Raw genomic sequence first — 25,151 nt, forward strand, 5'->3', positions numbered from 1 at the left:
CAATTCACACTGTGCTCAACAAAAACCTGCACGGCGTATGGGTCCCTGCGTTCGCCGGGACGACGGTGGAGAGCGAATCATGAACTCACCCCGCGCATTCACCCACATCGACACCTGGGTGTTCGACCTCGACAACACGCTGTACCCGCATCACGTCAATCTGTGGCAGCAGGTCGATGCCCGCATCGGCGAGTTCATCAGCACCTACCTGAAGATCTCGGCGGAAGAAGCGCGGGTGCTGCAGAAGGATTATTACCGCCGCTATGGCACCAGCATGCGCGGCATGATGACCGAGCACGGCGTGCACGCCGACGATTACCTGGCTTACGTGCACAAGATCGATCATTCGCCGCTGGAGCCGAATCCCGCGATGGGAGCTGCGATCGCCAGGCTGCCGGGGCGCAAGCTGATCCTGACCAACGGCTCGACCGACCATGCCGGCGCCGTGCTGGAGCGGCTCGGCCTGGCTGCGCATTTCGAGGCGGTGTTCGACATCATCGCCGCCGAACTGGAGCCGAAGCCGGCGCCGCAGACCTACCAGAAATTCCTCAGCCTGCACGGCGTCGATCCGCAAAAATCCGCAATGTTCGAGGATCTCGCCCGCAACCTCGTGGTGCCGCACGAGCTCGGCATGACGACGGTGCTGGTGGTGCCTGACGGCGCCAAGGAAGTGGTCCGCGAGGACTGGGAACTGGAAGGCCGCGACGCCGCCTATGTCGATCATGTCACGGATGATTTGACGGGTTTTTTGGCGCGACTGCCGCAGGTTTAGAGGTACTGTGTGTCCCCACGTCGTCCCGGCGAACGCCGGGACCCATACGCCGCGGCGGATATGATGAAGCGCTGCGGGTAGATACCTTCTTCAAATCATAGCTCCCTGTTGTTATGGGTCCCGGCTCAAGGCCGGGACGACGGGAGCGCAAGCCTTGACTCTCTCCCGCCAAATCCCGAAAAAGCCTCCCAATTCACGTCACAACTGGCCCGATATCCCGAGGAAATCCCGATGTCCCTGTCCGCGCTGGAATCCACTGTCAATACCGCGTTCGATGCCCGCGACGGCATCTCGACGTCGACCAGGGGTGAAGTTCGCGAAGCCGTCGATCATTCGCTTGAACTGCTCGACAAGGGCGAAGTGCGCGTCGCCGAGCGCGCGGCCGACGGCAAGTGGAAAGTCAATCAGTGGCTGAAGAAGGCGGTGCTGCTGTCGTTCCGCCTCAACGACATGGGTGCGATCCCGGGCGGCCCCGGCAAGGCGACGTGGTGGGACAAGGTGCCGTCAAAGTTCGATGGCTGGGGCGAGAACCGTTTTCGCGACGCCGGCTTCCGCGCGGTGCCCGGCGCGATCGTGCGCCGCTCGGCCTTCATCGCCCGCAACGTCGTGCTGATGCCGTCCTTCGTCAATCTCGGCGCCTATGTCGATGAGGCCACCATGATCGACACCTGGTCCACGGTCGGCTCCTGCGCGCAGATCGGCAAGCGCGTGCACATTTCCGGCGGCGTCGGTATCGGCGGCGTGCTGGAACCGCTGCAGGCCGAGCCCGTGATCATCGAGGACGATTGCTTCATCGGCGCGCGCTCGGAAGTCGCCGAAGGCGTGATCGTGCGCAAGGGCGCGGTGCTCTCGATGGGCGTGTTCCTCGGCGCCTCCACCAAGATCGTCGACCGCGACACCGGCGAGACCTTCATCGGCGAAGTTCCGGAATATGCCGTTGTGGTGCCCGGCAACCTGCCGGCGCGCCCCTTGAAGAACGGCCAGCCCGGCCCGTCCACTGCCTGCGCGGTGATCGTCAAGCGCGTCGACGAGCGCACCCGCGCCAAGACCAGCATCAACGAGCTGCTGCGGGACTGATTTCGAGCCCAAAGCTCGAACCCCGCGGCCGTCTGACGCGACCAATATTCCGGAACCGCGGGGTTTTTCCGCCGTCCGGAGGATGCGATGGACTACGCCCGTTTTCTGTTCAGTTTCAATGGCCGCATCAACCGCGCCAGATACCTCGCGGTCCAGCTCGCCCTCCTGACTTGCTGGCTGGTGCTTTGGCTCAAATCCCCGTTAGGGCAATGGGAGGTTTTGCAGGCCGGCGCCGTCATCGCGATGCTCTGGATCAACGCCGCCACGACGGCCAAGCGGCTTCACGACCGCGACCGAAGCGGCTGGTGGGCGATTGCGGTGCTGATCGTTAACCCTCTCTCCTACGTTTATTATGCTCTCTTCTTCGGGCTCTATTTCGGCGTTGATGTTTCCGGCGCGCGGGAGATGCTGCTCGTGATGGGTGCTGTGGCCCTCTCGGTTCTGCAAACCTGGATTGTCATCGAGCTGTTTTTCCTGATCGGAACCGATGGCCGCAACCGGTTCGGAACCGATCCGACGCGCAGCCCTCCCAAATCTCCTGTTGTTTCGCACGCGCAGTCGTTCGGCGTTCCGGATTTTCTCCTGCAGCGTGCCGGCCCGGTCGCACGTGGTTAATACCTGGCTGGTAGCCCGGAGTTACGCGCATGGACTACGCCTGGTACCTGTTCAGATTTGAGGGTCGCCTCAACCGCGCCAGATATTGGCAGGCGCTGCTGATCAGCATTTGCTGGATGATATTCCTTGCCATCCTGACGATAGGCGTCGTCCTCCTCCTTGGTGGGACCGGGCCTTTCAATTTCAGCCTCGGCATCGAGGAAATCCTCAAGCTATTCGGCTCCGCTTCTTATCGATCGCTGTCATGGGTCAACGCGCCAGTCCTGTTTTTCCAGGCCGCCGGCTCGGTCCTGCTGCTGTGGGTCTTTTTCGCCACCTCGGTCAAGCGCTTGCACGATCGCGGGAGAAGCGGCTGGTGGATAGCCACGCTCCTGGTCTTTTCCCGTCCCTTCGACCAGCTCACCGACTGGCTTCCCGACGTATTCGGTTTGTTGTTGGCCATCTGCATTCTCGTTTTGTGGGTCTGGGGAATTATCGAGCTGTTCTTCCTCAAGGGCTCGCGAGGGCCCAACCGGTTCGGCGCCGACCCGCTGGCGCCGGTCGATACGCGGCCCGCATGGGACCAGCAAAGCGAGATCGAAATGGTGCCCCACAAGGCTGGCCCGCCGCCGGTTTGGCATGTTAAGCCGGGGTATGAATGATGCTGTTTCCATTACCCGCGACCTCGTCCGCTGCCCTTCCGTCACCCCGGCCGATGCCGGCGCGCTCGGTGTTCTCGAAAACCTCCTGAAGGCCGCCGGCTTCGAGGTGCATCGCGTTACATTCGGCGAGCCCGGCACATCAGACATCGACAATCTCTATGCCCGCATCGGCAACGCTGCGCCGCACATCACCTTCGCGGGGCATACCGACGTGGTGCCGGCCGGCGATGAAGGCGCATGGAGCCATGGCGCTTTCTCGGGCGACATCAAGGACGGCTTTCTCTACGGCCGCGGCGCGGTCGACATGAAGGGCGGCATCGCCTGCAGCGTCGCGGCGGTGCTGCAATATCTCGCTGACAATGACGGCAAGCCAAAGGGGTCGATCTCGTTCCTGATCACCGGCGACGAGGAAGACGTTTCCGTCAACGGCACCATCAAGCTGCTGAAGTGGTGCGCCGAGCGGGGCGAGAAATTCGACCATTGCGTGCTCGGCGAGCCCTCCAATGTCGAAGTGCTAGGGGATTGCATCAAGGTCGGCCGCCGCGGCTCGCAATCCGGCACGCTGTTCGTCGATGGCGTGCAGGGCCACGTCGCCTATCCGCATCGCGCGGCCAACCCGGTGCCGGATATTTCGCGGCTGATCGTGGCGCTGAGCGACGAGCCGCTCGACCATGGCAGCGCCCAGTTCCAGGCCTCCAACCTCGAATTCACGTCCGTCGATGTCGGTAACACCGCCAGCAACGTGATCCCCGGACAGGCCCGTGCGAAGTTCAACATCCGCTTCAACGACAACCACACGCAGGAAACGCTGCGGGCGCTGGTCGATGAGCGGCTGGCGAAAGCCCGCGGCAACCGCATCCGCGCCCACATCAAATGGGAGCCCTCGAACTCCAACGTGTTCGTCACAAAACCCGGCGCCTTCACCGACCTCGCCGTCAGTGCGATCGAAGAGGTGACGGGACGCAAGCCGGAACTGTCGACCTCCGGCGGCACGTCCGATGCACGCTTCATCTCGAGCTATTGCCCGGTGATCGAATTCGGCCTGGTCGGCCAGACCATGCACCAGGTCGACGAGCGCACGCCGGTGTCGGATTTGGAAAAGCTGACGAAGGTTTATCGCGGGATACTGGATCGGTACTTTTCGTGATCGCGCCGTTTCGGTCGGAAAAAAATCGCGAAAACAACCCCATGCACAGTAGGGATTCGGGTTCTCAATAATCCACGCGTACCAGATATAGCCCGTCCGGCGGCGCGACGGGGCCGCAGGCGGCGCGGTTGCGGGCGGCAAGGGCTGAGGCAAGATCGTCGGCGCTCCAGCGGCCTTCGCCGACCCAGACCAATGAGCCCACCATCGAGCGCACCTGGCTATGCAGGAACGAGCGCGCCGAGGTCACGATGGCAACCGCATCGCCGTCCCTGATGACGTCGAGCTGGTCGAGCGTCTTCTCCGGCGATTTCGCCTGGCACTCGGTGTCGCGGAACGTCGTGAAATCATGCTTGCCGAGCAGCCGCTGCGCGGCGCTGTGCATCGCGTCGGTGTCGAGACGCCGGGGTACCCGCCAGGTGCGGCCGATGTCGAGCGCGAGATTGGCGCGGTGGTTGGTGATGCGATAGCGGTAGTGGCGCTTCATGGCTGAAAATCGCGCCTCGAAATCGTCGGCCACGATCTCGGCGCTGAGCACGCCGATCGGATGCGGCCGCAGATGCGCATTCAGCCCGTCGCGCAGCCGCCCCGGTGGAAACGGCTTCTCAATGTCGCAATGCGCAACCTGGCCCAGCGCGTGCACGCCCGCATCCGTGCGTCCCGCGCCGTGCACGCGAACCTGTTCGCCGCAGATCGCCTTGACCGCGGTTTCCAGCGCGCCCTGCACCGTTGGGGCGTTGTCCTGAATCTGCCAGCCGCTGAAGGGGCTGCCGTCATACTCGATGATGAGCTTGTAGCGGGGCATCAGCCGAGCCGCGCCGGCGGTTTTAACGGCGTGCCGCGCAGAAAATCCGCGGCTTTCATCGGCGCCTTGCCGGCGCGCTGCAATTCGAGAATTTTGATCGCACCGTCGCCGCAGGCAATCGTGAGCTGCTCGTCGAGCACGTCACCCGGCGCCCCTGCGCCTTTGGCCGGCTCGCAGCGCAGGATTTTGATGCGCGCGATTTCGCCGTCGAGTGCGGCCTCGCACCAGGCGCCGGGAAACGGCGACAGCCCGTGAATATGCCGCAGCACTTCGCGCGCCGGCCGGCTCCAGTCGATCCGCGCCTCGGCTTTCTCGATCTTGGCCGCGTAGGTGACGCCCTGTTCGCTTTGCTTGCGCAATTGCAGGCCGCCGCGTTCCAGCCCGCCCATCGCGCGCACAATCAGGTCAGCGCCCAATGGGGCCAGCGCGTCATGCAGATCGGCAGCCGTCATGGTGTCCGATATGGGCAGCCGCTCGGCCATCGCGACGTCGCCGGTATCGAGGCCGACATCCATCTTCATCACCATCACGCCGGTCTCCGCGTCGCCTGCCATGATGGCGCGATTGATCGGGGCAGCGCCGCGCCAGCGCGGCAGCAGCGAGCCGTGCAGGTTGAAACAGCCGAGCGGAGGCGCATCCAGGATCGCCTGCGGCAGGATCATGCCATAGGCGACGACAACGGCGGCATCGGCGTTGTGGGCACGAAACGCGTCGAGCGCGTCCGGCGTCTTCAATGTGGCCGGCGTCAAAACCGATATGCCGAGCCGCCGCGCTTCCTGCTCGACCGGCGTCGGTTGCAGCTTCATGCCACGCCCGGCCGGCTTCGGCGCGCGGGTATAGACGGCCGCGATGTCATGGCCATGGGCCACGAGCTCCAGCAGCGTCGGCACCGCGAAATCGGGTGTGCCCATGAAGATCAAGCGGAGAGGCATAGTGTGAATGTATCCCGAGCCGATTGATTTTACTCGTCATGGCCGGACTTGTCCCGGCCATCCACGTCTTTGCTGCGGCAAGAGAGAAAGTCGTGGGCGGAGAGAGTTTGCGGCTACTCCGCCGCGCGTTTGGCGGCTTTTGTGAATTTCTTCAGCACACGGTCGCGCTTCAGCTTGGACAGATAGTCCACGAACAGCACGCCGTTGAGGTGATCGATTTCGTGCTGGATGCAGGTGGCGAACAGGCCGTCGGCGTCTTCCTCGTGCACCTTGCCGTCCAGATCGGTGAAGCGCACGCGCACCTGCGCCGGCCGTTCCACCGCCTCGTAATATTCGGGGATCGACAGACAGCCTTCCTCATAGACCGACAGTTCCTCGGACGAGGAGATGATCTCCGGATTGATGAAGACCCGCGGCTGCGGCTTGGTCTCGCCGTCCTCGGTCTTCTTGGCCAGATCCATGGTGATCAGCCGCAGCGGCTGGGCGACCTGGATCGCGGCGAGGCCGATACCGGGCGCGTCGTACATGGTCTCGAACATGTCGTCGGCGAGCTTGCGGATCTCCGCCGTCACCTTCTCGACGGGTTTGGAGACGAGCCGCAACTGTTTGTCCGGCAGGATGATGATTTCTCTTAATGCCATGATGGGGCGATTTAAGCTGCCGGTTTGCCGGGGTCAATGCGCGGCGGAACCGGTTAAGGCGGCCTTAACCATGATTTTTAAGGCGGCGTTAACCACGAAAATTAAGGGGTCATTTACCATAAATGTTCCCTCTTCGTTCGCGCTAACGCGCGAATCGGCTACAAGCAGCCATGAACGAGATTCTTTTTATCGTCGGCGACCTGCCGATTCGGACCAGCGACGCGCTGATTGGCTTTGGCGTACTGGCGCTAATCCTGTTGCTGACCATTGCCATCGTCATCGCCCGCTCCGGCCGGCGCGGCGCGGAACTCGCGATGGCGCAGGCGATCCGGGCCGACGAGCTCGAGGAACGCCTGAGCGAAATGCTGCGGGCGCAGAGCGAATCCACCGGCCGGGTCGATGCGATGGGACAGGCGCTGGCCGGCCGCCAGGCCGAGATGGCCCGCGCCGTCAACGAGCGGCTGGATTCGGTGACCCACCGGGTCGGCCAGTCGATGGAAGCGACCACGCGCAACACCATGGACAGTTTGCGCGCGCTGCATGAGCGGCTCGGCATTATCGACAATGCGCATAAAAATCTCACCGACCTGACCTCGCAGGTCACCACGCTGCGCGACGTGCTCGCCAACAAGCAATCGCGCGGCGCGTTCGGCCAGGCGCGGATGGAAGCGATTGTCCAGGACGGCATGCCGAAGGGTTCTTACGAGTTCCAGCACACGCTCTCATCAGGCAAGCGGCCGGATTGCGTGGTGTTCCTGCCGGACCAGCGCCCGCTCTGCATCGATGCCAAATTCCCGCTGGAGGCGATGACCGCGCTGCACGACGCCCGCACCGACGAGGAGCGCAAATACGCCACAGCGCGGCTGCGCGCCGACGTGATGAAGCATGTCAGCGACATCGCCGAGAAATATTTGATCACCGGCGAGACCCAGGACACCGCGCTGATGTTCGTGCCGTCGGAATCGGTCTATGCGGAGATTCACGACGGTTTCGACGACGTGATCCAGAAAGCCTATCGCGCCCGCGTGGTGCTGGTGTCGCCGTCGCTCTTGATGCTGGCGATCCAGGTGATGCAGCAGATTCTGAAAGACGCCCGCATCCGCGACGCGGCCGACCAGATCCGCAACGAGGTGATGCATCTTGGCGACGACTTGACCCGACTGCGCGAACGCGTCGTAAAGCTGCAAAAGCATTTTGGCGATGTGAACGAGGACGTCCGCCAGATCCTGATCTCCGCCGACAAGATCGAAAAGCGCGCCGGACGGATCGAGGAGCTGGATTTCAGCAAGACCGAAGCCCCGGCTGAGGCCCCACGGATCGTCAAGCCGGGCGCACCGGAACTGTTCCCCCTGCAGCGGAAGATGCAGGCGGGGGAGTAGAGGTCTACGGAGGCGCTACACAAACGGTGTCATCGCCCGGCTTGACCGGGGCGTTACGCCCTGTTGCATCCTATCGCAACACCGTTGCCAGTCACTTGCTCGGCGCGAATGCAGCTGCTCGTGCTCTGCACGTCGTTGCGGCCAATTGCGCTATATGACGATGGCAGCCACTAGCGGACAGATTCGTCCGAACCTATAGGCCGTACCAAGTATCTGAGCGCGACGCTCGGCGAGGGACGAAGCCCCGATTTTGCAGGCGGTGATGATTCGGCGTCAACAACCCTTGCACCAACGCAAGAGCGAGAAGCGAGTGGATTTCCGTCTCCGGAGCGCGACCCAGAATCATGTAAATCCTGCCGGATAACACCTGTGTCGCTAGAGACTGCTCAAGAAAAAATGGCTACACTCTCTCCTTGTGCAGCATAGAAAGCTCGCGCGCTGGGGGAGGAATGAAAGGTGGCGGATGTTGTAAATTTGGATGCGCTTATTCCAAGAGAAGATTTTATTGCTCCCCCGGATGATAATAGCGGGGCTGGCGAAAGTGGAAAGCCATCGGCCTCAGCGACGGACCTAACACGCGGTGAGTCGTTCTTCGCAACACTCCGTAAGCCGGACTTTCAGCGGGAAACCGCGGCTTGGACACCAACTGCCGTCTGCGATTTTATCGAAGCCTTTGTAAGTAACGACCTCATCCCAGCGGTGATCTGCTGGCAGTCACCGGCCCGGCTGACGTTCATTATTGATGGAGCACATCGTTTGAGTGCGATCATCGCCTGGATCATGGACGATTACGGAGCCGGAAATGAGTCCACGCGATTCTACGGGAAAATTCCAGATGAACAGGAGCGGACTCACATAAAGACTCGCGAGTTGGTCAGTAAGCGGGTTGGATCTTATGTTCAGTGGCGGACAGAAACAATGAATCCAGGGAGCTTTCCCGAACTCAGACAAAAGGTTCGGGCGCTTGCCCACGCTAAAGTGCCTTTGCTTTGGGTACCAGGGAATGATGCGACCAAAGCAGAGAAAGCATTCTTCACAATCAATCAATCCGCCGTCGAGATCGACGCCACAGAACTAAAGATTTTGAATGCTCGCTCAAAGCCTAACGCTGTCGCCGCTCGCAGCATCGTTCGCAACGCGACCGGCACAAAGTATTGGGATTCTTTCTCTGGAGAAGGACAGAAGACAGTTATAGAGACCGCCAAGGCTAAACTAAAAGCGATGAAGAACCTTGGGCCGGCCGCAGTTGAGCACATGTTAGACTTACTCACTCTTAAGTTTGAGCATTGGCACTACGAGCAAGAGCATCGCCTCTTTGTGCAGCTCAATGACAAGGATGACAAATCGGGACTGTATTTTTTCGATTTCGGCGGCAACCCGGAGATCAAACTTAGTGAAATCATTTTGGGAGCCTACTCGGAGATATCGCCGGAGCAGATCAAGCGAACTCTCGGAAGGCGGGAAGCTGATGTGAAGACGCACAAGGCGCGACTCGCGTTTCGAACGTTCGAAGTTGTCGCGCAGCGCAATCAAGATTTATGGCGACCGACGAGAAAGCGAGTCACCTTGCGTGAACCTTCTTTCGAAGCGTTGGTGGAGCACGCCCTGAAGGCAGAATTTCCGAAGAGCTAAGCTATCGGTCTCTATTTACCGCTGCTGGGCTGGGCTGGGCTGGCGGTTTCACAGCGTCAGGCGCGCCTTCGTGCCCCAAGCAGCCCGGTCTATAGGTTCGGATTCGCCGATAATCAAAAAGGCTCATATTGAAATAATGGCACGGACGGCCCGACTTGACCTCGCGATGACAGTATCATTTTTGGCTGCCGAATCTGCTAACACCCCTTCATGAACGCACCTGAAGCCCCCTCGACATCGGCAGCAACCTCGTCTGCGCCGACCTGGCGCGACGGCCTTGCCGTCTATCTGCAGCCGCGCGTGCTGATCGTGATGATGCTCGGCTTCTCGTCGGGGCTGCCGCTGGCGCTGTCGGGATCGACGCTGCTGGTATGGGTCAGCGAGAACGGCGTCAGCCTCGGCACCATCGGGCTGTTCACCCTGGTCGGCACGCCCTACACGCTCAAGTTCCTGTGGGCGCCGCTGGTGGATGGCCTTAACATTCCGCTGCTAACGCGCTGGCTCGGGCGGCGGCGCGGCTGGCTGGTCTTCACCCAACTGCTGCTGATGGCCGCGATCCTCGGACTGGCGCTGACCGATCCCGCGCGCTCGCCGTTCTTCGTGGCGCTCGGCGCCCTGCTGGTCGCAACGACGTCGGCAACGCAGGACATCGTGGTCGATGCTTACAGGGTCGAAAGCCTTGCGGAGAACGAACAGGCCGCCGGTATGGCGTCCTATGTGGCGGCCTATCGCGTCGGCATGGTGGCGTCCACGGCCGGTGCGCTGTTTCTCGTCACCGGCTTCGAGTATGTTGGGCTGACCCGACTCGATGCCTGGATGGCGAGTTTCGCGGCAATGGCGGCGCTGGTGCTGATCGGCATCGTCACGGTGCTGTGCGCGCGGGAGCCGGAGCAGTCCCGCATCGCTGACGCCGCGGCAGGCGGAAAGCCTTCGGTCAGCCGCATCGCCGAGGCCGCGATGGGCGCTTTCAGCGAGTTCCTGACCCAGCGCTATGCCATCGTCGTGCTGGTGTTCGTGATGCTGTTCAAGTTCACCGACGCCTTCGCCGGCGCGATGACGGTTCCGTTCATCATCGACATCGGCTTTACGCGCAACGACTACGCCATCATCGTCAAGGGCGTCGGCCTGGCCGCGACCCTGATCGGCGGTTTCGCCGGCGGCTTCCTCGCGCGCGGCACCTCGCTGGTGACCTGCCTGTGGATCGGCGGCCTGCTGCAGGCGGTGTCCAATCTCACCTTCACCTGGCTGGCGCTGGTCGGGTCGCAGCAATGGGCGCTGACCGTCGCTGTCTCGGTGGAAGCGTTTACCGGCGCGATCGGCACGGTGATCTTCGTCGCCTATCTCTCTGCGCTGTGCAAAAACCCGCTGCACACCGCCACGCAATACGCGCTGCTCACCGCGCTGGCGTCAGTCGGCCGCATCTATCTGTCTTCTGGCTCGGGCTATGTGGCCGCGGCGACGGGCTGGCCGCTGTTCTTCGTGGTCTCCGTACTGGTCGCGGTGCCGAGCCTGATCCTGCTGGTGTGGCTGCAGCGACGCGGGCATTTCGACGAACTGGGGCCGGTGAAGGTTTAGGCTGCAAGGGCGTTGAACGTTGCGTCAACAACCTCGGTGTCGTCCTCGCGAAGGCGGGGACCCAGTATCCAGAGACATCAACAATTGAACCGATAGGCCGCGGCGCCCTGGGTCGCCCGGTCAAGCCGGGCGATGACAGTGGTGTTTGTGACAACGGCCGTGACAACTCAATGCTTGGTCACGACGCTCCACTTGGTGATCACGGCTTCGCTCATCTGCCCGGCATCCTGCGCGCAGGCGACTTCGTCGACCTTCACCGAGATTTCCTTGCCGATGAAGTTCTTCAGTTGCGCGGCCTGCGCGTCGTTCGAGGTGATGAGCTGGAACGTTTCGGGGCCGGTCTCCAGATTGCAGAGCCCGTTCGGCGGCGGCAGCCGGCGCGGCTCGCTGGTCAGCTGATAGGTGGCGACGCGTTTGCCTTTCTTGCCGCCGCGAACCTTCATCGCATTGAGTTCCCCCGACAGGACGTCGCCGGCATTGATCAGCTTGCCCGGCTTCGGCGCAGGCTCGGCCTGCTGCGCCCGTGCGGAAGGCGCGGCCAAGGCCGCCGCCATGGTAGCCGCAATACAAAGGCGCTTGGCGAATCGTGATTTCGTCATGTCAGTTCCGTTGTTTTGGTTAGAACAGCGTTCGCTGCCGCATGGCTGCGGATAGCGTACCTTCATCGAGATAATCAAGCTCGCCGCCGACTGGAACGCCATGGGCCAGCCGTGTCACCTTGACGTTGGCTTCCTGCAGCAGATCGGTGATGTAATGCGCCGTGGTCTGGCCATCAACCGTTGCATTCAGCGCCAGGATGATCTCGCCGACTTGCGAATCATGTGCGCGCGCCACCAGCGCGTCGATGGTGAGATCCTGCGGGCCGACGCCGTCGAGCGGCGACAGCGTGGCGCCCAGCACGTGATAGCGGCCGTTGGTCGCATTGGCCCGCTCCAGCGCCCACAAATCCGCGACGTCGGCGACCACGACGATGGTGGTGGGATCGCGCCGCGGATCGGTACAGACAGTGCAGGGATTTTGCGTATCGATATTGCCGCAGGTCTTGCAGACCTGGATCTTCTCGATCGCCACCTGCAGCGCGCCGGCGAGCGGCGTCATCAGCGCTTCGCGCTTCTTGATCAGATGCAGCGCCGCGCGCCGCGCCGAACGCGGCCCAAGCCCTGGCAGCCGCGCCAACAGCTGGATCAGACGTTCGATTTCGGGGCCGGCAACCGCAGTAGCCATTTCAGATGAGACCGAGCATTTAAGTAAGACCAAGCCCTGGTGGCAGGCCGAGCCCGCCGGTCAGCGCCTGCATCTTTTCCTGCATCGCGGTTTCCGCCTTGCGCCGGGCGTCGTTATGCGCCGTCACCAGCAGGTCTTCGAGGATCTCGCGGTCTTCCGCCTTCATCAGCGACGGATCGATCTTGACACCCTTCACTTCCATCTTTGCGGTCATGCGCACGGCGACCATGCCGCCGCCGGAAATGCCCTCGACTTCGACATTGCCGAGTTCTTCCTGCATCGCCTGCATCTTGGATTGCAGCTGCGCCGCCTGCTTCATCATGCCGAGAAAATCAGCCATTGGGTTTTCCTCGCAGTTTTCCTTGGGTGCGTCTTCTCAAGATATCGATCAATCGTCGTCGCTGTCCGAACGCTCGGCCGGGTCTTCGGCGATCGCGTCGGTTTCCGGCGGCTCGGCGGCAAGCTTGCGCACCTCGACGACCTTGGCGCCCGGGAACCGCGCCAGCACTTCCTGCACGCGCGGATCCGCTTCCGCGGCCCGCGCATGTTCGTTCTTCGCATGCTCGTTCTGCGAACGAACCGTCGGCTGGCCGGTCTCGTTGGAGACGATCACGGTCCAGCGCCGGCCGGTCCATAGTTCCAGCTTGCGGGAGAGATCGCTGACCAGCGCCCGCGCCGCGTGGCGCTCGAGCGCGACTTCCAGCCGCCCATCCTCCAGGCGCACCAGCCGCATGTCGGCCTCGAGCGCCGCCTTGATCAGCAGATCGCGCTTCTCGCCGGCCAGCGCGACGAGCTGCGTAAAGCTGGTGATCCGCAAGGCGGGCGCGGACTGCGCCTCAGGCGCGGGCGCGGCCATTTGCGGGCGCGCCGACGCCTCGGCACCGGACCTTTGCGCCGTGGGCGCGCGCATCGGCGCTGACGACATGGCGGACACGGTCGAGGCCGGCGCCGCGCGCGCGGGCGCAGCACTTGCCGAAACGACCGGCGAGCCACCGCCATTTTGTTCAAGCATCCTGATCGCTTCGTCCGGCGTCGGCATGTCGGCGACATAGGCGATGCGCACCAGCACCATTTCGGCGGCCGCGGCCGGCCGCGTCGCGGTCTGCACCTCGGCGATGCCTTTCAGGAGCATCTGCCACATCCGCGACAGCACCCGCATCGACAATTTGGCCGCAAAATCGCGGGCACGCACGCGTTCGGTCTCGCCATAGGCGACGTTGTCGGCGGTGGCCGGCACAACTTTCACGCGGGTGACGAAATTGACGAACTCGGCCAGGTCAGACAGCACCACCACCGGATCGGCGCCGACGTCATATTGCTCGCGGAATTCCTTGAAGGCGCTGGCGATGTCGCCGCGCGCCAGCGATTCAAACAAATCGATCACGCGCGTGCGGTCCGCGAGCCCGAGCATCTGCCGCACCGCGTCGGCGCGCACGGTGCCGGCGGCATGCGCGATCGCCTGGTCGAACAGCGACAGCGAGTCGCGCACCGAGCCTTCGGCGGCGCGCGCGATGATGCCGAGCGCCTCGGGCTCGACCTCGACGCCCTCTTTCGCGGCGATGTTTGACAGATGCCCCATCAGCACATCGGCCTCGACCCGGCGGAGGTCAAAACGCTGGCAGCGCGACAGCACCGTGACCGGCACTTTGCGGATTTCGGTGGTCGCGAACACGAATTTGGCGTGCTCCGGCGGCTCCTCCAGCGTTTTCAGGAACGCGTTGAAGGCGGCGGTCGACAGCATGTGGACTTCGTCGATGATGTAGACCTTGTAGCGCGCAGAGGCCGGTGCATAGCGCACGCTGTCATTGATCTGGCGGACATCGTCGACGCCGGTATGCGACGCGGCGTCCATTTCCAGCACGTCCATGTGCCGGCTTTCCATGATCGCCTGGCAATGCACGCCGAGAACAGGCATCTGGATCGCAGGCCCCTTCGCCGAGCCGTCAGCCATTTCGTAATTGAGCGCGCGGGCGAGAATCCGCGCCGTGGTGGTTTTGCCGACCCCGCGCACCCCGGTCAGAATCCAGGCCTGCGGGATTCGCCCCGTTTCGAACGCATTCGAAACGGTTCGGACCATGGCCTCCTGGCCGATCAAATCGTCGAAACTGGAGGGGCGGTATTTACGCGCCAGCACACGATAGGGCTTTCCGGCCTCGGGTGCGCCACCGAGAGCGAAGCCGCCCTGATTGGCGCCATCTGTTTGATCTTCAGGCTTTTCTTGGGGAGCGCCAGCATCACTCATCGGTCGATCCGCAATTGATTGTCTCTCAAGGCCGGCTTGCGGAACGGAAGAGGAATCAAGCGGCAAAGGCGGCCTCGCCGCTTTCAGCGCGATTCGCTCGAAAAACAGGTAGGAGACTGACGAGCGACCCGATCCGGACCTCGTTAGGGCTGCTTCCTTCCGGACCTGACCCGGTTGGCGAGTGGCTCGTCCACCGCCAATCTCCCGGCCCTTATTTGGGGCCAAAAGGGCCGGAAAGCAAGCGGGGTCAGCAGGGTTTGCGGGACTTGTGCAGAAACGCGGAAAGGCTTTACTTGCCGTCATGCCCGGCCCTGTGCCGGGTATCCACGCCTTCCTCGGTTCCCAACCAGAAAGACGTGGATGGCCGGGACAAGCCCGGCCATGACGGGGAAATACGTATGTCCGACGCCGCCTGGTCGCTGCACTCCCAGCTCAAGAAAGACACCATCGACATCGGCGACCTGCCGCTGTGCCGGGTGCTGGTGATCAAGGACGCGCATTACCCGTGGCTGCTGTTGGTGCCGCGCCGCGAGGGAGCGGTGGAAATCATCGATCTCGACGAGGTAGCCCAGGCGCAGTTGATGACGGAAGTTTCCCGCGTCGCCCGTGCCCTCAAAGAGATCACCAAATGCGACAAGCTCAATATCGCGGCACTGGGCAATCTGGTGCCGCAGCTCCACGTTCACGTCGTCGCGCGCCGCACCAGCGACGCCGCCTGGCCGCGGCCGGTCTGGGGCGTGATGCCGCCACTGGCGCATGACGCCGAGGAAGTCCAGAATTTCATCAGCGCACTCCGCCGCAAGATTTGGCTAGGTTGAATTCATGTCCATTTTCGATTCGTTTCCGCTCGGCAAGCCCGCTTTCGTCACCGACATTCTCGACCGCGCCGCGCATCTGCGCAGCAATGACGAGAAATTGTTCGCGCTGGAAAGTCACCGCGACGCCCGCGCCTATGTGATCTACCGCGACTCGCTGGTGGTGCGGCAGGAGGCCGGAGGATCGCGCGTCCTGCTCAGTGTCGACGAGGCCGTGAAACTGGGCGCCAATCCGGGCACGATCTTCTTGGGCCTGCGCGACGGTGCGCCTGTTTTCGGCATGGGCATCGCGGCCGCGGCGGTGGAAAAGCTGCTGACGCGCGACGACGTCGCGGTCACCGAACTGCGCGGCATGGTGATGCAGGGCGCGGTGCCGACCGAACAGCTCTCGGCGATCGCGATGGCCAAATCGATGGTGACCTGGCACCAGCGCCATGGCTATTGCGCCAATTGCGGCACCCGCACCGCGATGAAGGAGGGCGGCTGGAAGCGCGACTGCCCGAACTGCAAGGTCGAGCATTTTCCGCGCACCGATCCAGTCGTAATCATGCTGGTCACTCATGGCGACAGATGTCTGCTGGGACGGCAGAAGCAGTTTTTGCCGGGGATGTGGTCGTGCCTGGCGGGCTTCGTCGAGGCCGCCGAAACCATCGAGGACGCGGTCCGGCGGGAGATTTTCGAGGAATCCGGGATTCACTGCACCGACGTTACCTATTACATGACGCAGCCGTGGCCCTACCCGTCGTCGCTGATGATCGGATGCGCCGCGCGCGCAACCTCGGACGAAATCGTGGTCGACAAGGCCGAACTGGAGGATGCACGCTGGTTCACTCGCGACGAAGTGGCCCTGATGCACAGCCGCACACACCCCGACGGCATGTTTGCCGCGCATCCGTTCGCGATCGCTCACCATTTGATCGGCCGCTGGGTGCATGGGGGAACCGATTCGAGCGCATAGCGGGAACTCTCCCATGGACCAAATCATTATCCCCGGACTCTCTTCCGGGTTCCGGCACATGGCGGAACCCGCATGACGGATTCCGGTATGAACTTTCACGATAAAGCGCCGAAAACCCCGCCGCGCATCCTGTGCATCGGTATGCCGGTGCGCGACCTGACCTTTCACACGCCAGGTGTTCCTGGGCGCGGCTCCAAGGAGAACGCCACCGCATTCGACGAAATCTGCGGCGGCAACGCGCTCAATGGCGCGATCGGCATCGTGCGGCTCGGTGGCCGCGCCTCGATCTGCGGGCCGATGGGCGATGCCAAGGAAACATCGAGTCGCTTCATCTTCGATCAGATGGCGCATGAGGGCATCGAGACGAAACATCTCATCCATATGCCCGGCCTGGTGACGCCGATCTCGGCTGTCATGATCGATCCTTCCGGCGAGCGCACCATCGTGACCTTCCGCGATCCAGAGCTGTGGCATGTGAAATTGCCCGACTTCGACACGCTGCTGGACGATTGTGCCGCCATTCTCACCGAGAGCCGTTGTGCGGAATTCTGTACGGATCTGTGCGCCGAGGCGCAAAGACGCGGCATCCCTGTGATCGTCGACGTCGACCGCGCGATGTCGCTGCGGGAGGGGTTGCTCAACGCGTCTTCGCATCTGGTGTTCTCGAGCGAGCCGCTGCAGGAGACCGCTGATGTCGCCGACGACGCCCAGGCGCTGAAGAAGATCGCCAAACTGACCAAGTCGTTCCTGGCGGGAACCCGCGGTGCGCGCGGCACCATCTGGCTCGACGAGAATAAGGCCATCCAGGAAACCCCGGCCTTCCCGGTCCACACGGTGGACACCCTGGGCGCCGGCGACGTGTTCCACGGCGCCTTCGCGCTCGCGATCACCGAGGGGCAGGAATTGCGGCAGGCGCTTCGGTTTGCCTCGGCTGCCGCGGCCCTGAAATGCACCCGCTTTGGCGGCGCCTTCGCTGCTCCGCAACGTATTGAAGTTGAAGATCTTTTGAGCCAAGGGCAGAGTACCAGCCCGGCCTCGACCGGCCAATAAGATAGGCTTGCTATAGAAGAATTTTCTATATATGAGGAGTGAAAGCCTTATTCATGGAACATTCTTCTCATGACCGACATCGCAGTACAGCTTCACGAAGCCAATCGCCGCCTTGACGCCATTGACCGCAAAATCCTGACGGTGCTGCAGGAGGACGCCTCGCTGTCGGTAGCCGAGATCGGTGACCGGGTCGGGCTGTCCTCGACGCCATGCTGGAAGCGCATCCAGCGGCTAGAGGCCGACGGGGTGATCCTGCGCCGGGTCGCCCTGGTCGATCAGAACAAGATCGGGCTCGGCATCTCCGTGTTCGTCTCGGTCGAGAGTTCCGACCATTCCGAGGCCTGGCTGAAGACCTTCGCCAGCGCCGTCAGCGCCATGCCCGAGGTGATGGAATTCTACCGGATGGCGGGCGACGTCGATTACATGCTGCGCGTGGTGGTCGCCGACATGGCAAGCTATGACGTGTTCTACAAAAAGCTGATCAGCGCCGTGCCGCTGAAGAATGTGACCTCGCGCTTTGCGATGGAGAAGATCAAGTCGGTCACCGCCCTGCCGGTGCCGGCGGCGTAACAGCCGGACATCCCCCTAACGCTACCTTACGCTGAAGGTTTACGCGCCGTTAGCTTCGTCACGATATTGTTTTGTGATGGAGCGGGGGGAAATCATTCCAACGACCCGACGGCCTGTCTGGCTGAACGCTGCCGCGCTCCTGATCGCGAGCTGGATCGGAGTAGCAGCACTGTCGTTGCAGGTCAGGACCGGCGCCGAGGTCGTGGCGGTGGCCTTCCCGCCATGGTGGAGCGACCAGCAAGCGTTCCTTGCTACCGCGTCCGCCAACGCCGCCATCGTCAGGACGACCGCCGTTCCGGCCCTTCTGATCGTGCGTCCGGACGACAATGACGGGCTGACACAACTGCGCAAAGCCGGCGCCTGGCTGACCATGGACCCGCAGGCGATCGCGGCCTGCTTCACGAAATAGACGCGTACTTCACGACCTACATTTTTGGGAGCTGGGAATGACCTTCGAAAGCGAAGACCTGGTAATCCTGCGCGAAACAGCCAGCAAGATATTGCTCGCGGTGCTCTGGCTGCATGTCCCGATCGCTCTCGTCATCGGCATGGCGCGCGACGCCGACTGGCTGGTACCGGCCGCATTCATGGCCGCAATGGCGCTGGCCGCGACCTTGTCGTGGCGCATGTCGGGGAACGGACCTTCCACCCGCCTGATCGTTGCCGTCGCGTTGATGGCCGATGTCGCCATGTTTGTCTTCCAGCTCGCGGGACATCGCTGGCAGGTCGACATGCACATGTACTTCTTCGCCGCATTGGCCTGTCTGGTCGCCTATTGCGACTACCGGCCGATCGTTCTCGGTACGGCGGCTGTCGCGCTGCACCACCTGACGCTGAATTTCCTGCTGCCGGCCGCGGTCTATCCCGGCGGCTCCGACTTTGGCCGCGTCGTTCTCCACGCCGTCATCCTCCTTATCGAGGCAGGCGTGTTGATCTGGCTCACGACCACGGTCACCCATTTGTTCGAAATGGCGGCACGGAAGACCGCGGAGGCCGATACGGCGAGCGCTGCCGAAGCGCGCGCCACTGCCGACAGCAACATGGCCGAACAAGCCAAGCGCGACCGTGATGCGGCAAGGCGCGAACTGTCCGCCGGCTTCGAGCGCAGGATCAGTGGCGTCGTCGAGGCCGTCGCCGTGGCAGCCAGCGAGATGCAGGGACTGTCGGCTTCGATGAGCGAAAGCAACGCTGAAACTTCGCGGCAGACCGCAACGGTCGCGGCCGCATCGACGCAGGCCTCGGCGAACGTGGAAACGGTGGCATCGGCAACCGAAGAGCTCGCGGCTTCGATCAACAGCATTGCCCAGCAGGTGACGCGCTCCGCCGAGATCGCCAACAAGGCCGCCGAAGAGGCGCGTCGCACCAACTCCGTGGTCGAGGGACTTGCCGCCGGCACCCAGAAGATCGGCGAAGTGGTGACGCTGATCCAGAGCATCGCCAGCCAGACCAATTTGCTGGCCCTGAACGCCACGATCGAAGCCGCCCGCGCCGGCGAACATGGCAGGGGATTTGCGGTGGTGGCGAGCGAAGTCAAGGCGCTGGCCAATCAGACCGCGAACGCGACGGAGGAAATTTCCGCGCAGATTCAAGCCATCCAGGCCGCCACCGGCGAGGCCGTCAACGCCATCCAGGTGATCAGCGGCACCATCGCCGAGATCGACGAGATCTCAAGCGGAATCGCCGCCGCCGTCGATCAGCAGGGCGCCGCGACGCGCGAAATCGCCGGCAACGTGCAGCAGGCCGCGAATAGCACAAGGGATGTCAACGACAGCATCCTCAGCGTCAGCCGGGCTTCCGATGACGCCGGACGCGGGACGGCACGGTTGCTCGACGCCGCGAATGGCCTGTCGTCGCAATCGGGCCGGCTGAAATCCGAGGTCGACAGCTTCCTCGGCTCGCTTCACGTCGCGTAGGCGCCACAAGTGTCATACGCGGGCATAGCCGTCTGAAGGACGGCGTCGCTTGCGCTCGCCTATGACCCGCGTATCCATCAATCCTCAGAGAACACTTTCGCGAAGAGGATGGATAGCCGGGTCAAGCCCGGCAATGACACTTCAATCTCAAATCTTCTGATTGTATTCGCCGACTTCGGGATGGGTGCGCAGCACCACATTCATCGCCTCGAACATGTCGTGCATCCGCTGCTCGGCAACGGGACTCTCGACCACCACCACCAGCTCCGGCTTGTTGGAAGACGCCCGCACCAGGCCCCAGCTGCCATCTTGGACGGTGACACGCACGCCGTTGACGGTGACGAGATCGCGGATCTTTTGGCCCGCGACCTTCTCGCCCTTGTTCTGCAGCGCCTCGAAATGCTTCACCACGGCGTCGACGACGCCGTACTTGGTCTCGTCGGCGCAATGCGGCGACATCGTCGGCGACGACCAGGTTTTCGGCAGCGCGTCCTTCAAATCCGCCATCGACTTGCCGGTGGCGCGGTCGAGCATCTCGCAGATCGCGATCGCCGAAACCAGGCCGTCGTCATAGCCGCGGCCAAACGGCTTGTTGAAGAAGAAATGCCCGGACTTTTCGAAGCCTGCCAGCGCGCCAAGCTCGTTGGTGCGGCGCTTCATGTAGGAATGGCCGGTCTTCCAATACTCGGTTTTGGCGCCCTGCTTCTGCAGCACGGGATCGGTGACGAAAAGTCCGGTCGACTTCACGTCGACCACGAACAACGCATCCTTGTGGATCGCCGACATGTCGCGCGCCAGCATCACGCCGACCTTGTCGGCAAAGATCTCCTCACCCGTGTTGTCGACCACGCCGCAACGGTCGCCGTCGCCGTCGAAGCCGAGGCCGACATCGGCCTTGTGCTTCAGCACTTCGTCGCGGATCGCGTGCAGCATCTCCATGTCTTCGGGATTCGGATTGTATTTCGGAAAGGTGTGATCAAGCTCGGTATCGAGCGGGATCACCTCGCAGCCGATCGCTTCCATCACCTGCGGCGCGAACGCGCCCGCGGTGCCGTTGCCGCAGGCGACCACGACCTTCAGCTTGCGCTTCAGCTTCGGGCGCCCCGTGAGATCGGCGATATAGCGCGCCGGAAAATTCTCGTGGAATTGATAGGAGCCCCCGGCCTGGTTTTTGAAATCGGCGTTGAGCACGATTTCCTTCAGCCGCGTCATCTCATCGGGGCCGAAGGTCAGCGGCCGGTTGGCGCCCATCTTGACGCCGGTCCAGCCATTGTCGTTATGCGACGCGGTGACCATGGCGACGCAGGGCACGTCGAGGTCGAACTGCGCGAAATAGGCCATCGGCGTCACCGCGAGCCCGATATCGTGCACCTTGCAGCCCGCCGCCATCAGGCCCGAGATCAGCGCGTATTTGATCGAGGCCGAATAGCCGCGAAAGTCGTGCCCGGTGACGATTTCCTGTTTAACGCCGCGTTCCGCGATCAGCGCGCCGAGCCCCATGCCCAGCGCCTGAATGCCCATCAGGTTGATTTCCTTGCCGAACAGCCAGCGCGCGTCATATTCGCGGAAACCCGTCGCCTTCACCATCGGCTCGGATTCATAGGCATAGGTATTCGGAACCAGCATGGATTTCGGCTTCGGAAACATGGGGGATGGCCTCTTGAGACATAGAAGGGCAGCGCCGCAGGCTTAGCGAAAGCCTAGCTGCAGCGGAAGGCGGGATTAGCGGCTTTTGGCGATTAATTGCGGCGGATTTGAAGGCAGAACTGCCTAGAGCTTCAGCTCTGATTGCATCAGAACTGAAGCTCTAAATTCCTGTTTTGACGCGTTTTCTTCACGCGAACCGGCATCCACTTCGCTCGAAAACGCTTTATTGCTCCAGCACCAGTCGGCCATTGGCGTACTCGAAGCGCTTCAGCTTCGACAGGAACGACAGACCAAGCAGATTTTCCGAAAGGGCTTCGTCGGGCAGCACCATGGCGTCGACGTCGCGCACCACGATTCCGCCGAGGTCAATCATGGCAATCCGCGAGCGCGCGGCCTTGATGGTGCCGTTGGCGGTGGTGACGGTCGCGTTGTAATCTCCGCGCGAGGGACGCAGGCCGAACCGCGCCGCGGACTTCTCGTTCAGCGCCACCAGCGAAGCGCCGGTGTCGACCATGAAGTCGACGCGCTGGCCGTCGATCCGGCCATCGGTCTGGAAATGGCCGCGGGCATCTCTGGGAATGCTGAGGCTGCGGCCGCTGGCTTGCGCGACCGTCGCCGCTTCTACCTTCTGTGGCTTGGCATTGGCGGATGCCAGCGTCGGCGCGATCTTGTCCGCGATCTGTCCCATGAAGCCGCCGAGGCCGACCAGAATGGCGGCAAAGATCATCAGGTTACGCATGACGCACACTCGATACGCTACATTTGGGCCAGACCGCCGATAACACCACGGCGCCGGCCAAGCCGCGACTAACAACGCCAGCCGAGGCTGCCATTTTGGCGAAAAGGATGAGTGAAGTGTTAACGGCGGGCGCATAATCGCGCCGCTCAGGTGCCGCGCGGCTTGACCCGCCGCGTCGGCAACGCATTGGCCGGGTCTTCCGGCCAGGGATGGCGGGGATAGCGGCCGCGCAGGTCGGAACGCACGGCTGCGTAACTGCCGCGCCAGAACCCCGGCAAATCGCGCGTCACCTGCACCGGCCGCTGCGCCGGCGACAGCAGTTCCAGCACCAGCGGCACCGCGCCCTTGGCGATCGAGGGATGGCTGTTGAGCCCGAACAATTCCTGCAGCCGCACGGCAATTGTCGGCCCCTGCTCGGCTTCATAGTCGATCGCCAGCATGGTGCCGGTCGGCGCCTCGAAATGGGTCGGTGCCTCGCGCTCCAGCCGCGCGCGCAAATCCCATGGCAATAGCGACATCAGCGCGTCCGAGAGATCGCCGGGCGCCAGGTCCTTCAGCGAAGTCTTGTCGTAGAGAACGGGCTCCAGCCACGCCTCGCTTGTGACAGCGAGCGCGTCGTCCGACAGATCTGGCCAGCTTTCGCCTTCCGCCTTGCGCAGGAACATGACGCGGTCGCGCCACTGCTTTAACGCCTTTGACCACGGCAATTTGTCGAGCCCGGCCGCGACCAATCCGGCGGCAAAGATTTTTGCCGTCTCCCCTGACGGCTGCAGCGCCATCGGCGCTTCCGACAGCGTAATCGCATGGAGACTGCGCCTGCGCCGCGCCCGCAGCGCCATTGCGCCGCGATCGAACGAAACCTCTTCGGTATTTTCGATCTGATCGGCAAAGCGCAGCTCGATCTCTTCCTGCGCGATCGGCGCCGCCAGCAGAATGCGGCCCTGCGCGGCGGTGCCGGTCAGTTCGGCAACCGCGATATAGGGCGCGCGCGCCAGCGACGAGGTCTGCTCGACGGCGGCGCCTCGGCCGTTGGCGAGCACAAAACTGCCGTTTCCCCGGTTGCGCGCGACCCGATCGGGGAAGGCAAAGGCCAGCATGACGCCAGTGCTCAGACCGCCATCCGCTTGCGGCGAAGAAGGCGGCGCTTCGGCCGCCACTTGTGAGGCCCAGCGCTGCGCCAGGCTGCGCGCGCTCGACGCACGCTGTGAGCGGTCGCGGCGGAATTGATCCAGCCTGTGATCGAGATCGACGCTGTCGCCGCCGAGGCCGCGCTCGGTCAGAACAGCGGCGATCTCGGCGGCCTCCTTGCCCGCGCCGGCGCGATGCGAGTCCACGATCATGCGCGCCAGCCGCGGCGGCAACGCCAGCGCACGCAGGCTCTTGCCCTCCGCGGTGATCCGGCCGTCGCCATCGAGCGCGCCGAGTTCGGCAAGCAGACTGTTGGCCTCCTTCAACGCAGGCGCCGGCGGTGGATCGAGGAACGCCAACGTCGCGGGATCGCGCACGCCCCATTGCGCGAGGTCGAGCACCAGCGAGGACAGATCGGCCGAGAGAATTTCGGGCTGCGTGTAGGCGGCGAGCGATGCCGTCTGCGGCTCGTCCCACAGCCGGTAACACACGCCGGGTTCGGTGCGGCCGGCACGGCCGCGGCGCTGATCGACGGCGGCGCGCGAGGCACGCACGGTTTCCAGCCGGGTCAGGCCGATATCCGGCTCATAGCGCGGCACCCGCGCCATGCCGGAATCGACGACAATCCGAACGCCTTCAATGGTCAGCGACGTCTCGGCAATCGAGGTTGCCAGCACCACCTTGCGCTGCCCCTTGGGCGCCGGCTGAATGGCGCGGTCCTGCACCGCGGCATCGAGCGCGCCATACAGCGGCACGATCTCGACGCTTGCGTCATGGACCCGCTCGCCGAGAAAATTCTGCGTGCGGCGGATTTCGGCGGCGCCCGGCAGGAACGCCAGCACCGAACCGGGATCGGCGCGCAGCGCGGTCGCGATCGCATCCGCCATCTGCCGCTCCAGCGGCGCGTCTGACTTGCGGCCGAGATAGCGCGTCTCGACCGGAAAGGCACGGCCTTCGCTGGCGACGACAGGCGCGTCGCCCAGGAGTTTGCCGACCCGGGCACCGTCGAGCGTCGCCGACATCACCAGAATGCGCAGATCCTCGCGCAGACCGGTCTGCGCATCGCGCGCCAGCGCCAGCCCCAGATCGGCATCGAGCGAGCGTTCGTGGAATTCGTCGAACAGCACGGCGGCAACGCCGTTCAATTCGGGATCATCGAGAATCTGGCGCGAAAAAATCCCCTCGGTGACGACCTCGATCCGGGTCGCGCGCGATATCTTGGAGCCGAAGCGGACGCGATAGCCGACGGTCTCGCCGGCGCGCTCGCCGAGCGTCCGCGCCATCCGTTCCGCACTGGCGCGCGCCGCGATCCGCCGTGGCTCCAGCATGATGATCTTCTTGCCCTTGAGCCAGGGTGCGTCCAGCAGCGCCAGCGGCACCCGCGTGGTCTTGCCGGCGCCGGGAGGAGCCACCAGCACCGCGGCGTTGTGGCTTTCGAGCGTGCGCGTCAGCTCGGGGAGCGCCGCGTCGATCGGAAGGGGCGTGTCGAAGGTCAGGGGCAAGTTTTTCACTCATTCGTCATGCCCGGCGTTGCCGCCTTCGCTAAAGCTTCGGCGCGCCAACCATTCGTGGCCACGTCGAAGCTTTAGCGGAGACGGGTGCCGGGCATCCACGTCTTTCTTTCTCGAACGGTCAGAAAACAAGACGTGGAT

24 protein-coding genes and 1 other RNA gene are annotated in these 25,151 nt (G+C 63.2%); 14 read left to right on the forward strand and 11 right to left on the reverse strand.

The features are described 5' to 3' along the window. Positions 1-79 precede the first annotated feature (79 nt). The 5 genes from JQ611_RS32070 (at position 80) to dapE (ending at position 4,252) form a co-directional block, all read left to right on the forward strand. Positions 80-772: a pyrimidine 5'-nucleotidase gene (locus tag JQ611_RS32070; RefSeq protein WP_249133621.1), complete on the forward strand. Its 693-nt coding sequence runs from the start codon at positions 80-82 to the stop codon at positions 770-772. Positions 773-1,003: 231 nt separating this feature from the next. Continuing rightward, positions 1,004-1,849 carry a 2,3,4,5-tetrahydropyridine-2,6-dicarboxylate N-succinyltransferase gene (gene dapD, locus JQ611_RS32075; protein WP_212270058.1) on the forward strand — a complete coding sequence of 282 codons (846 nt, stop codon included), beginning with the start codon at positions 1,004-1,006 and terminating at the stop codon, positions 1,847-1,849. A gap of 87 nt (positions 1,850-1,936) precedes the next feature. Continuing rightward, positions 1,937-2,464, forward strand: coding sequence for a DUF805 domain-containing protein (locus JQ611_RS32080; protein WP_212390295.1), 528 nt, complete (start codon positions 1,937-1,939; stop codon positions 2,462-2,464). Positions 2,465-2,493: 29 nt separating this feature from the next. Further along, a complete protein-coding gene (locus tag JQ611_RS32085) occupies positions 2,494-3,105 on the forward strand; it encodes a DUF805 domain-containing protein (protein ID WP_212390296.1) in 612 nt (203 codons plus the stop codon). Continuing rightward, positions 3,098-4,252, forward strand: a complete 1,155-nt coding sequence (dapE, locus tag JQ611_RS32090; RefSeq protein WP_212467711.1) for a succinyl-diaminopimelate desuccinylase — start codon at positions 3,098-3,100, stop codon at positions 4,250-4,252. Before JQ611_RS32085 ends, dapE begins: the two co-directional genes overlap by 8 nt. Before the next feature lie 64 nt (positions 4,253-4,316). Here the strand turns inward: dapE and truA are convergent, their stop codons facing one another. The 3 genes from truA to def all read right to left on the reverse strand — a co-directional run bounded on the left by truA (position 4,317) and on the right by def (position 6,627). Continuing rightward, positions 4,317-5,054 carry a tRNA pseudouridine(38-40) synthase TruA gene (gene truA / locus JQ611_RS32095; protein WP_212467712.1) on the reverse strand — a complete coding sequence of 246 codons (738 nt, stop codon included), beginning with the start codon at positions 5,052-5,054 and terminating at the stop codon, positions 4,317-4,319. Further along, on the reverse strand, positions 5,054-5,986 hold the full coding sequence (fmt, locus tag JQ611_RS32100) for a methionyl-tRNA formyltransferase (RefSeq protein WP_212467713.1): 933 nt from the start codon (positions 5,984-5,986) through the stop codon (positions 5,054-5,056). The genes truA and fmt overlap by 1 nt, the downstream gene beginning before the upstream one ends. Positions 5,987-6,099: 113 nt before the next feature. Next, positions 6,100-6,627, reverse strand: a complete 528-nt coding sequence (gene def / locus JQ611_RS32105) for a peptide deformylase (protein ID WP_212270053.1) — start codon at positions 6,625-6,627, stop codon at positions 6,100-6,102. Between the two features lie 170 nt (positions 6,628-6,797). Between def and JQ611_RS32110 the strand changes: the two genes are divergently transcribed. From JQ611_RS32110 to JQ611_RS32120, 3 genes are all read left to right on the forward strand, one after another. Then, positions 6,798-8,006 carry a DNA recombination protein RmuC gene (locus JQ611_RS32110; RefSeq protein WP_212467714.1) on the forward strand — a complete coding sequence of 403 codons (1,209 nt, stop codon included), beginning with the start codon at positions 6,798-6,800 and terminating at the stop codon, positions 8,004-8,006. 456 nt (positions 8,007-8,462) lie between these two features. Then, positions 8,463-9,638: a DUF262 domain-containing protein gene (locus tag JQ611_RS32115; protein WP_212467715.1), complete on the forward strand. Its 1,176-nt coding sequence runs from the start codon at positions 8,463-8,465 to the stop codon at positions 9,636-9,638. 210 nt (positions 9,639-9,848) lie between these two features. After that, positions 9,849-11,213: an AmpG family muropeptide MFS transporter gene (locus JQ611_RS32120; RefSeq protein WP_212467716.1), complete on the forward strand. Its 1,365-nt coding sequence runs from the start codon at positions 9,849-9,851 to the stop codon at positions 11,211-11,213. 167 nt (positions 11,214-11,380) lie between these two features. On the opposite strand, the gene JQ611_RS32125 is transcribed toward JQ611_RS32120, so the two are convergent. The 5 genes from JQ611_RS32125 to ffs all read right to left on the reverse strand — a co-directional run bounded on the left by JQ611_RS32125 (position 11,381) and on the right by ffs (position 14,884). Next, a complete protein-coding gene (locus JQ611_RS32125; RefSeq protein WP_212270050.1) occupies positions 11,381-11,812 on the reverse strand; it encodes a hypothetical protein in 432 nt (143 codons plus the stop codon). A gap of 19 nt (positions 11,813-11,831) precedes the next feature. Continuing rightward, complete coding sequence (gene recR, locus JQ611_RS32130; RefSeq protein ID WP_212270049.1) at positions 11,832-12,437, reverse strand: recombination mediator RecR; 606 nt, start codon at positions 12,435-12,437, stop codon at positions 11,832-11,834. A 19-nt stretch (positions 12,438-12,456) separates the two neighbouring features. Further along, positions 12,457-12,777 carry a YbaB/EbfC family nucleoid-associated protein gene (locus JQ611_RS32135; protein WP_192739178.1) on the reverse strand — a complete coding sequence of 107 codons (321 nt, stop codon included), beginning with the start codon at positions 12,775-12,777 and terminating at the stop codon, positions 12,457-12,459. 48 nt (positions 12,778-12,825) lie between these two features. Continuing rightward, positions 12,826-14,679 (reverse strand): DNA polymerase III subunit gamma/tau, encoded by a 1,854-nt coding sequence (locus tag JQ611_RS32140; protein ID WP_212467717.1) that lies wholly within the window; start codon positions 14,677-14,679, stop codon positions 12,826-12,828. 108 nt (positions 14,680-14,787) lie between these two features. Next, positions 14,788-14,884, reverse strand: an RNA gene (ffs, locus tag JQ611_RS32145) — signal recognition particle sRNA small type. A 193-nt stretch (positions 14,885-15,077) separates the two neighbouring features. Here ffs and JQ611_RS32150 point away from each other — a divergent pair. The 6 genes from JQ611_RS32150 to JQ611_RS32175 all read left to right on the forward strand — a co-directional run bounded on the left by JQ611_RS32150 (position 15,078) and on the right by JQ611_RS32175 (position 19,985). Further along, positions 15,078-15,497, forward strand: coding sequence for an HIT domain-containing protein (locus tag JQ611_RS32150; RefSeq protein ID WP_212036469.1), 420 nt, complete (start codon positions 15,078-15,080; stop codon positions 15,495-15,497). A 4-nt stretch (positions 15,498-15,501) separates the two neighbouring features. Then, positions 15,502-16,452 (forward strand): NAD(+) diphosphatase, encoded by a 951-nt coding sequence (gene nudC, locus JQ611_RS32155; protein WP_212410685.1) that lies wholly within the window; start codon positions 15,502-15,504, stop codon positions 16,450-16,452. 87 nt (positions 16,453-16,539) lie between these two features. Next, positions 16,540-17,502, forward strand: coding sequence for a sugar kinase (locus tag JQ611_RS32160; protein WP_212467732.1), 963 nt, complete (start codon positions 16,540-16,542; stop codon positions 17,500-17,502). Positions 17,503-17,571: 69 nt separating this feature from the next. After that, positions 17,572-18,072 carry an Lrp/AsnC family transcriptional regulator gene (locus JQ611_RS32165; RefSeq protein ID WP_192739183.1) on the forward strand — a complete coding sequence of 167 codons (501 nt, stop codon included), beginning with the start codon at positions 17,572-17,574 and terminating at the stop codon, positions 18,070-18,072. 76 nt (positions 18,073-18,148) lie between these two features. Next, positions 18,149-18,481, forward strand: a complete 333-nt coding sequence (locus tag JQ611_RS32170) for a hypothetical protein (protein WP_212270045.1) — start codon at positions 18,149-18,151, stop codon at positions 18,479-18,481. A gap of 37 nt (positions 18,482-18,518) precedes the next feature. After that, on the forward strand, positions 18,519-19,985 hold the full coding sequence (locus tag JQ611_RS32175) for a methyl-accepting chemotaxis protein (RefSeq protein WP_212467718.1): 1,467 nt from the start codon (positions 18,519-18,521) through the stop codon (positions 19,983-19,985). Between the two features lie 147 nt (positions 19,986-20,132). Here JQ611_RS32175 and JQ611_RS32180 read toward each other — a convergent pair whose 3' ends face one another. From JQ611_RS32180 to hrpB, 3 genes are all read right to left on the reverse strand, one after another. Then, positions 20,133-21,632, reverse strand: a complete 1,500-nt coding sequence (locus JQ611_RS32180; RefSeq protein ID WP_212270043.1) for a phosphomannomutase/phosphoglucomutase — start codon at positions 21,630-21,632, stop codon at positions 20,133-20,135. Between the two features lie 223 nt (positions 21,633-21,855). Next, on the reverse strand, positions 21,856-22,371 hold the full coding sequence (locus tag JQ611_RS32185) for a TIGR02281 family clan AA aspartic protease (RefSeq protein ID WP_212270042.1): 516 nt from the start codon (positions 22,369-22,371) through the stop codon (positions 21,856-21,858). 146 nt (positions 22,372-22,517) lie between these two features. After that, positions 22,518-25,001: an ATP-dependent helicase HrpB gene (gene hrpB, locus JQ611_RS32190; protein ID WP_212467733.1), complete on the reverse strand. Its 2,484-nt coding sequence runs from the start codon at positions 24,999-25,001 to the stop codon at positions 22,518-22,520. Positions 25,002-25,151: the final 150 nt, after the last annotated feature.

Source organism: Bradyrhizobium sp. AUGA SZCCT0182, from assembly GCF_018130185.1.
In the GTDB taxonomy this organism is placed as follows: Bacteria; Pseudomonadota; Alphaproteobacteria; order Rhizobiales; family Xanthobacteraceae; genus Bradyrhizobium.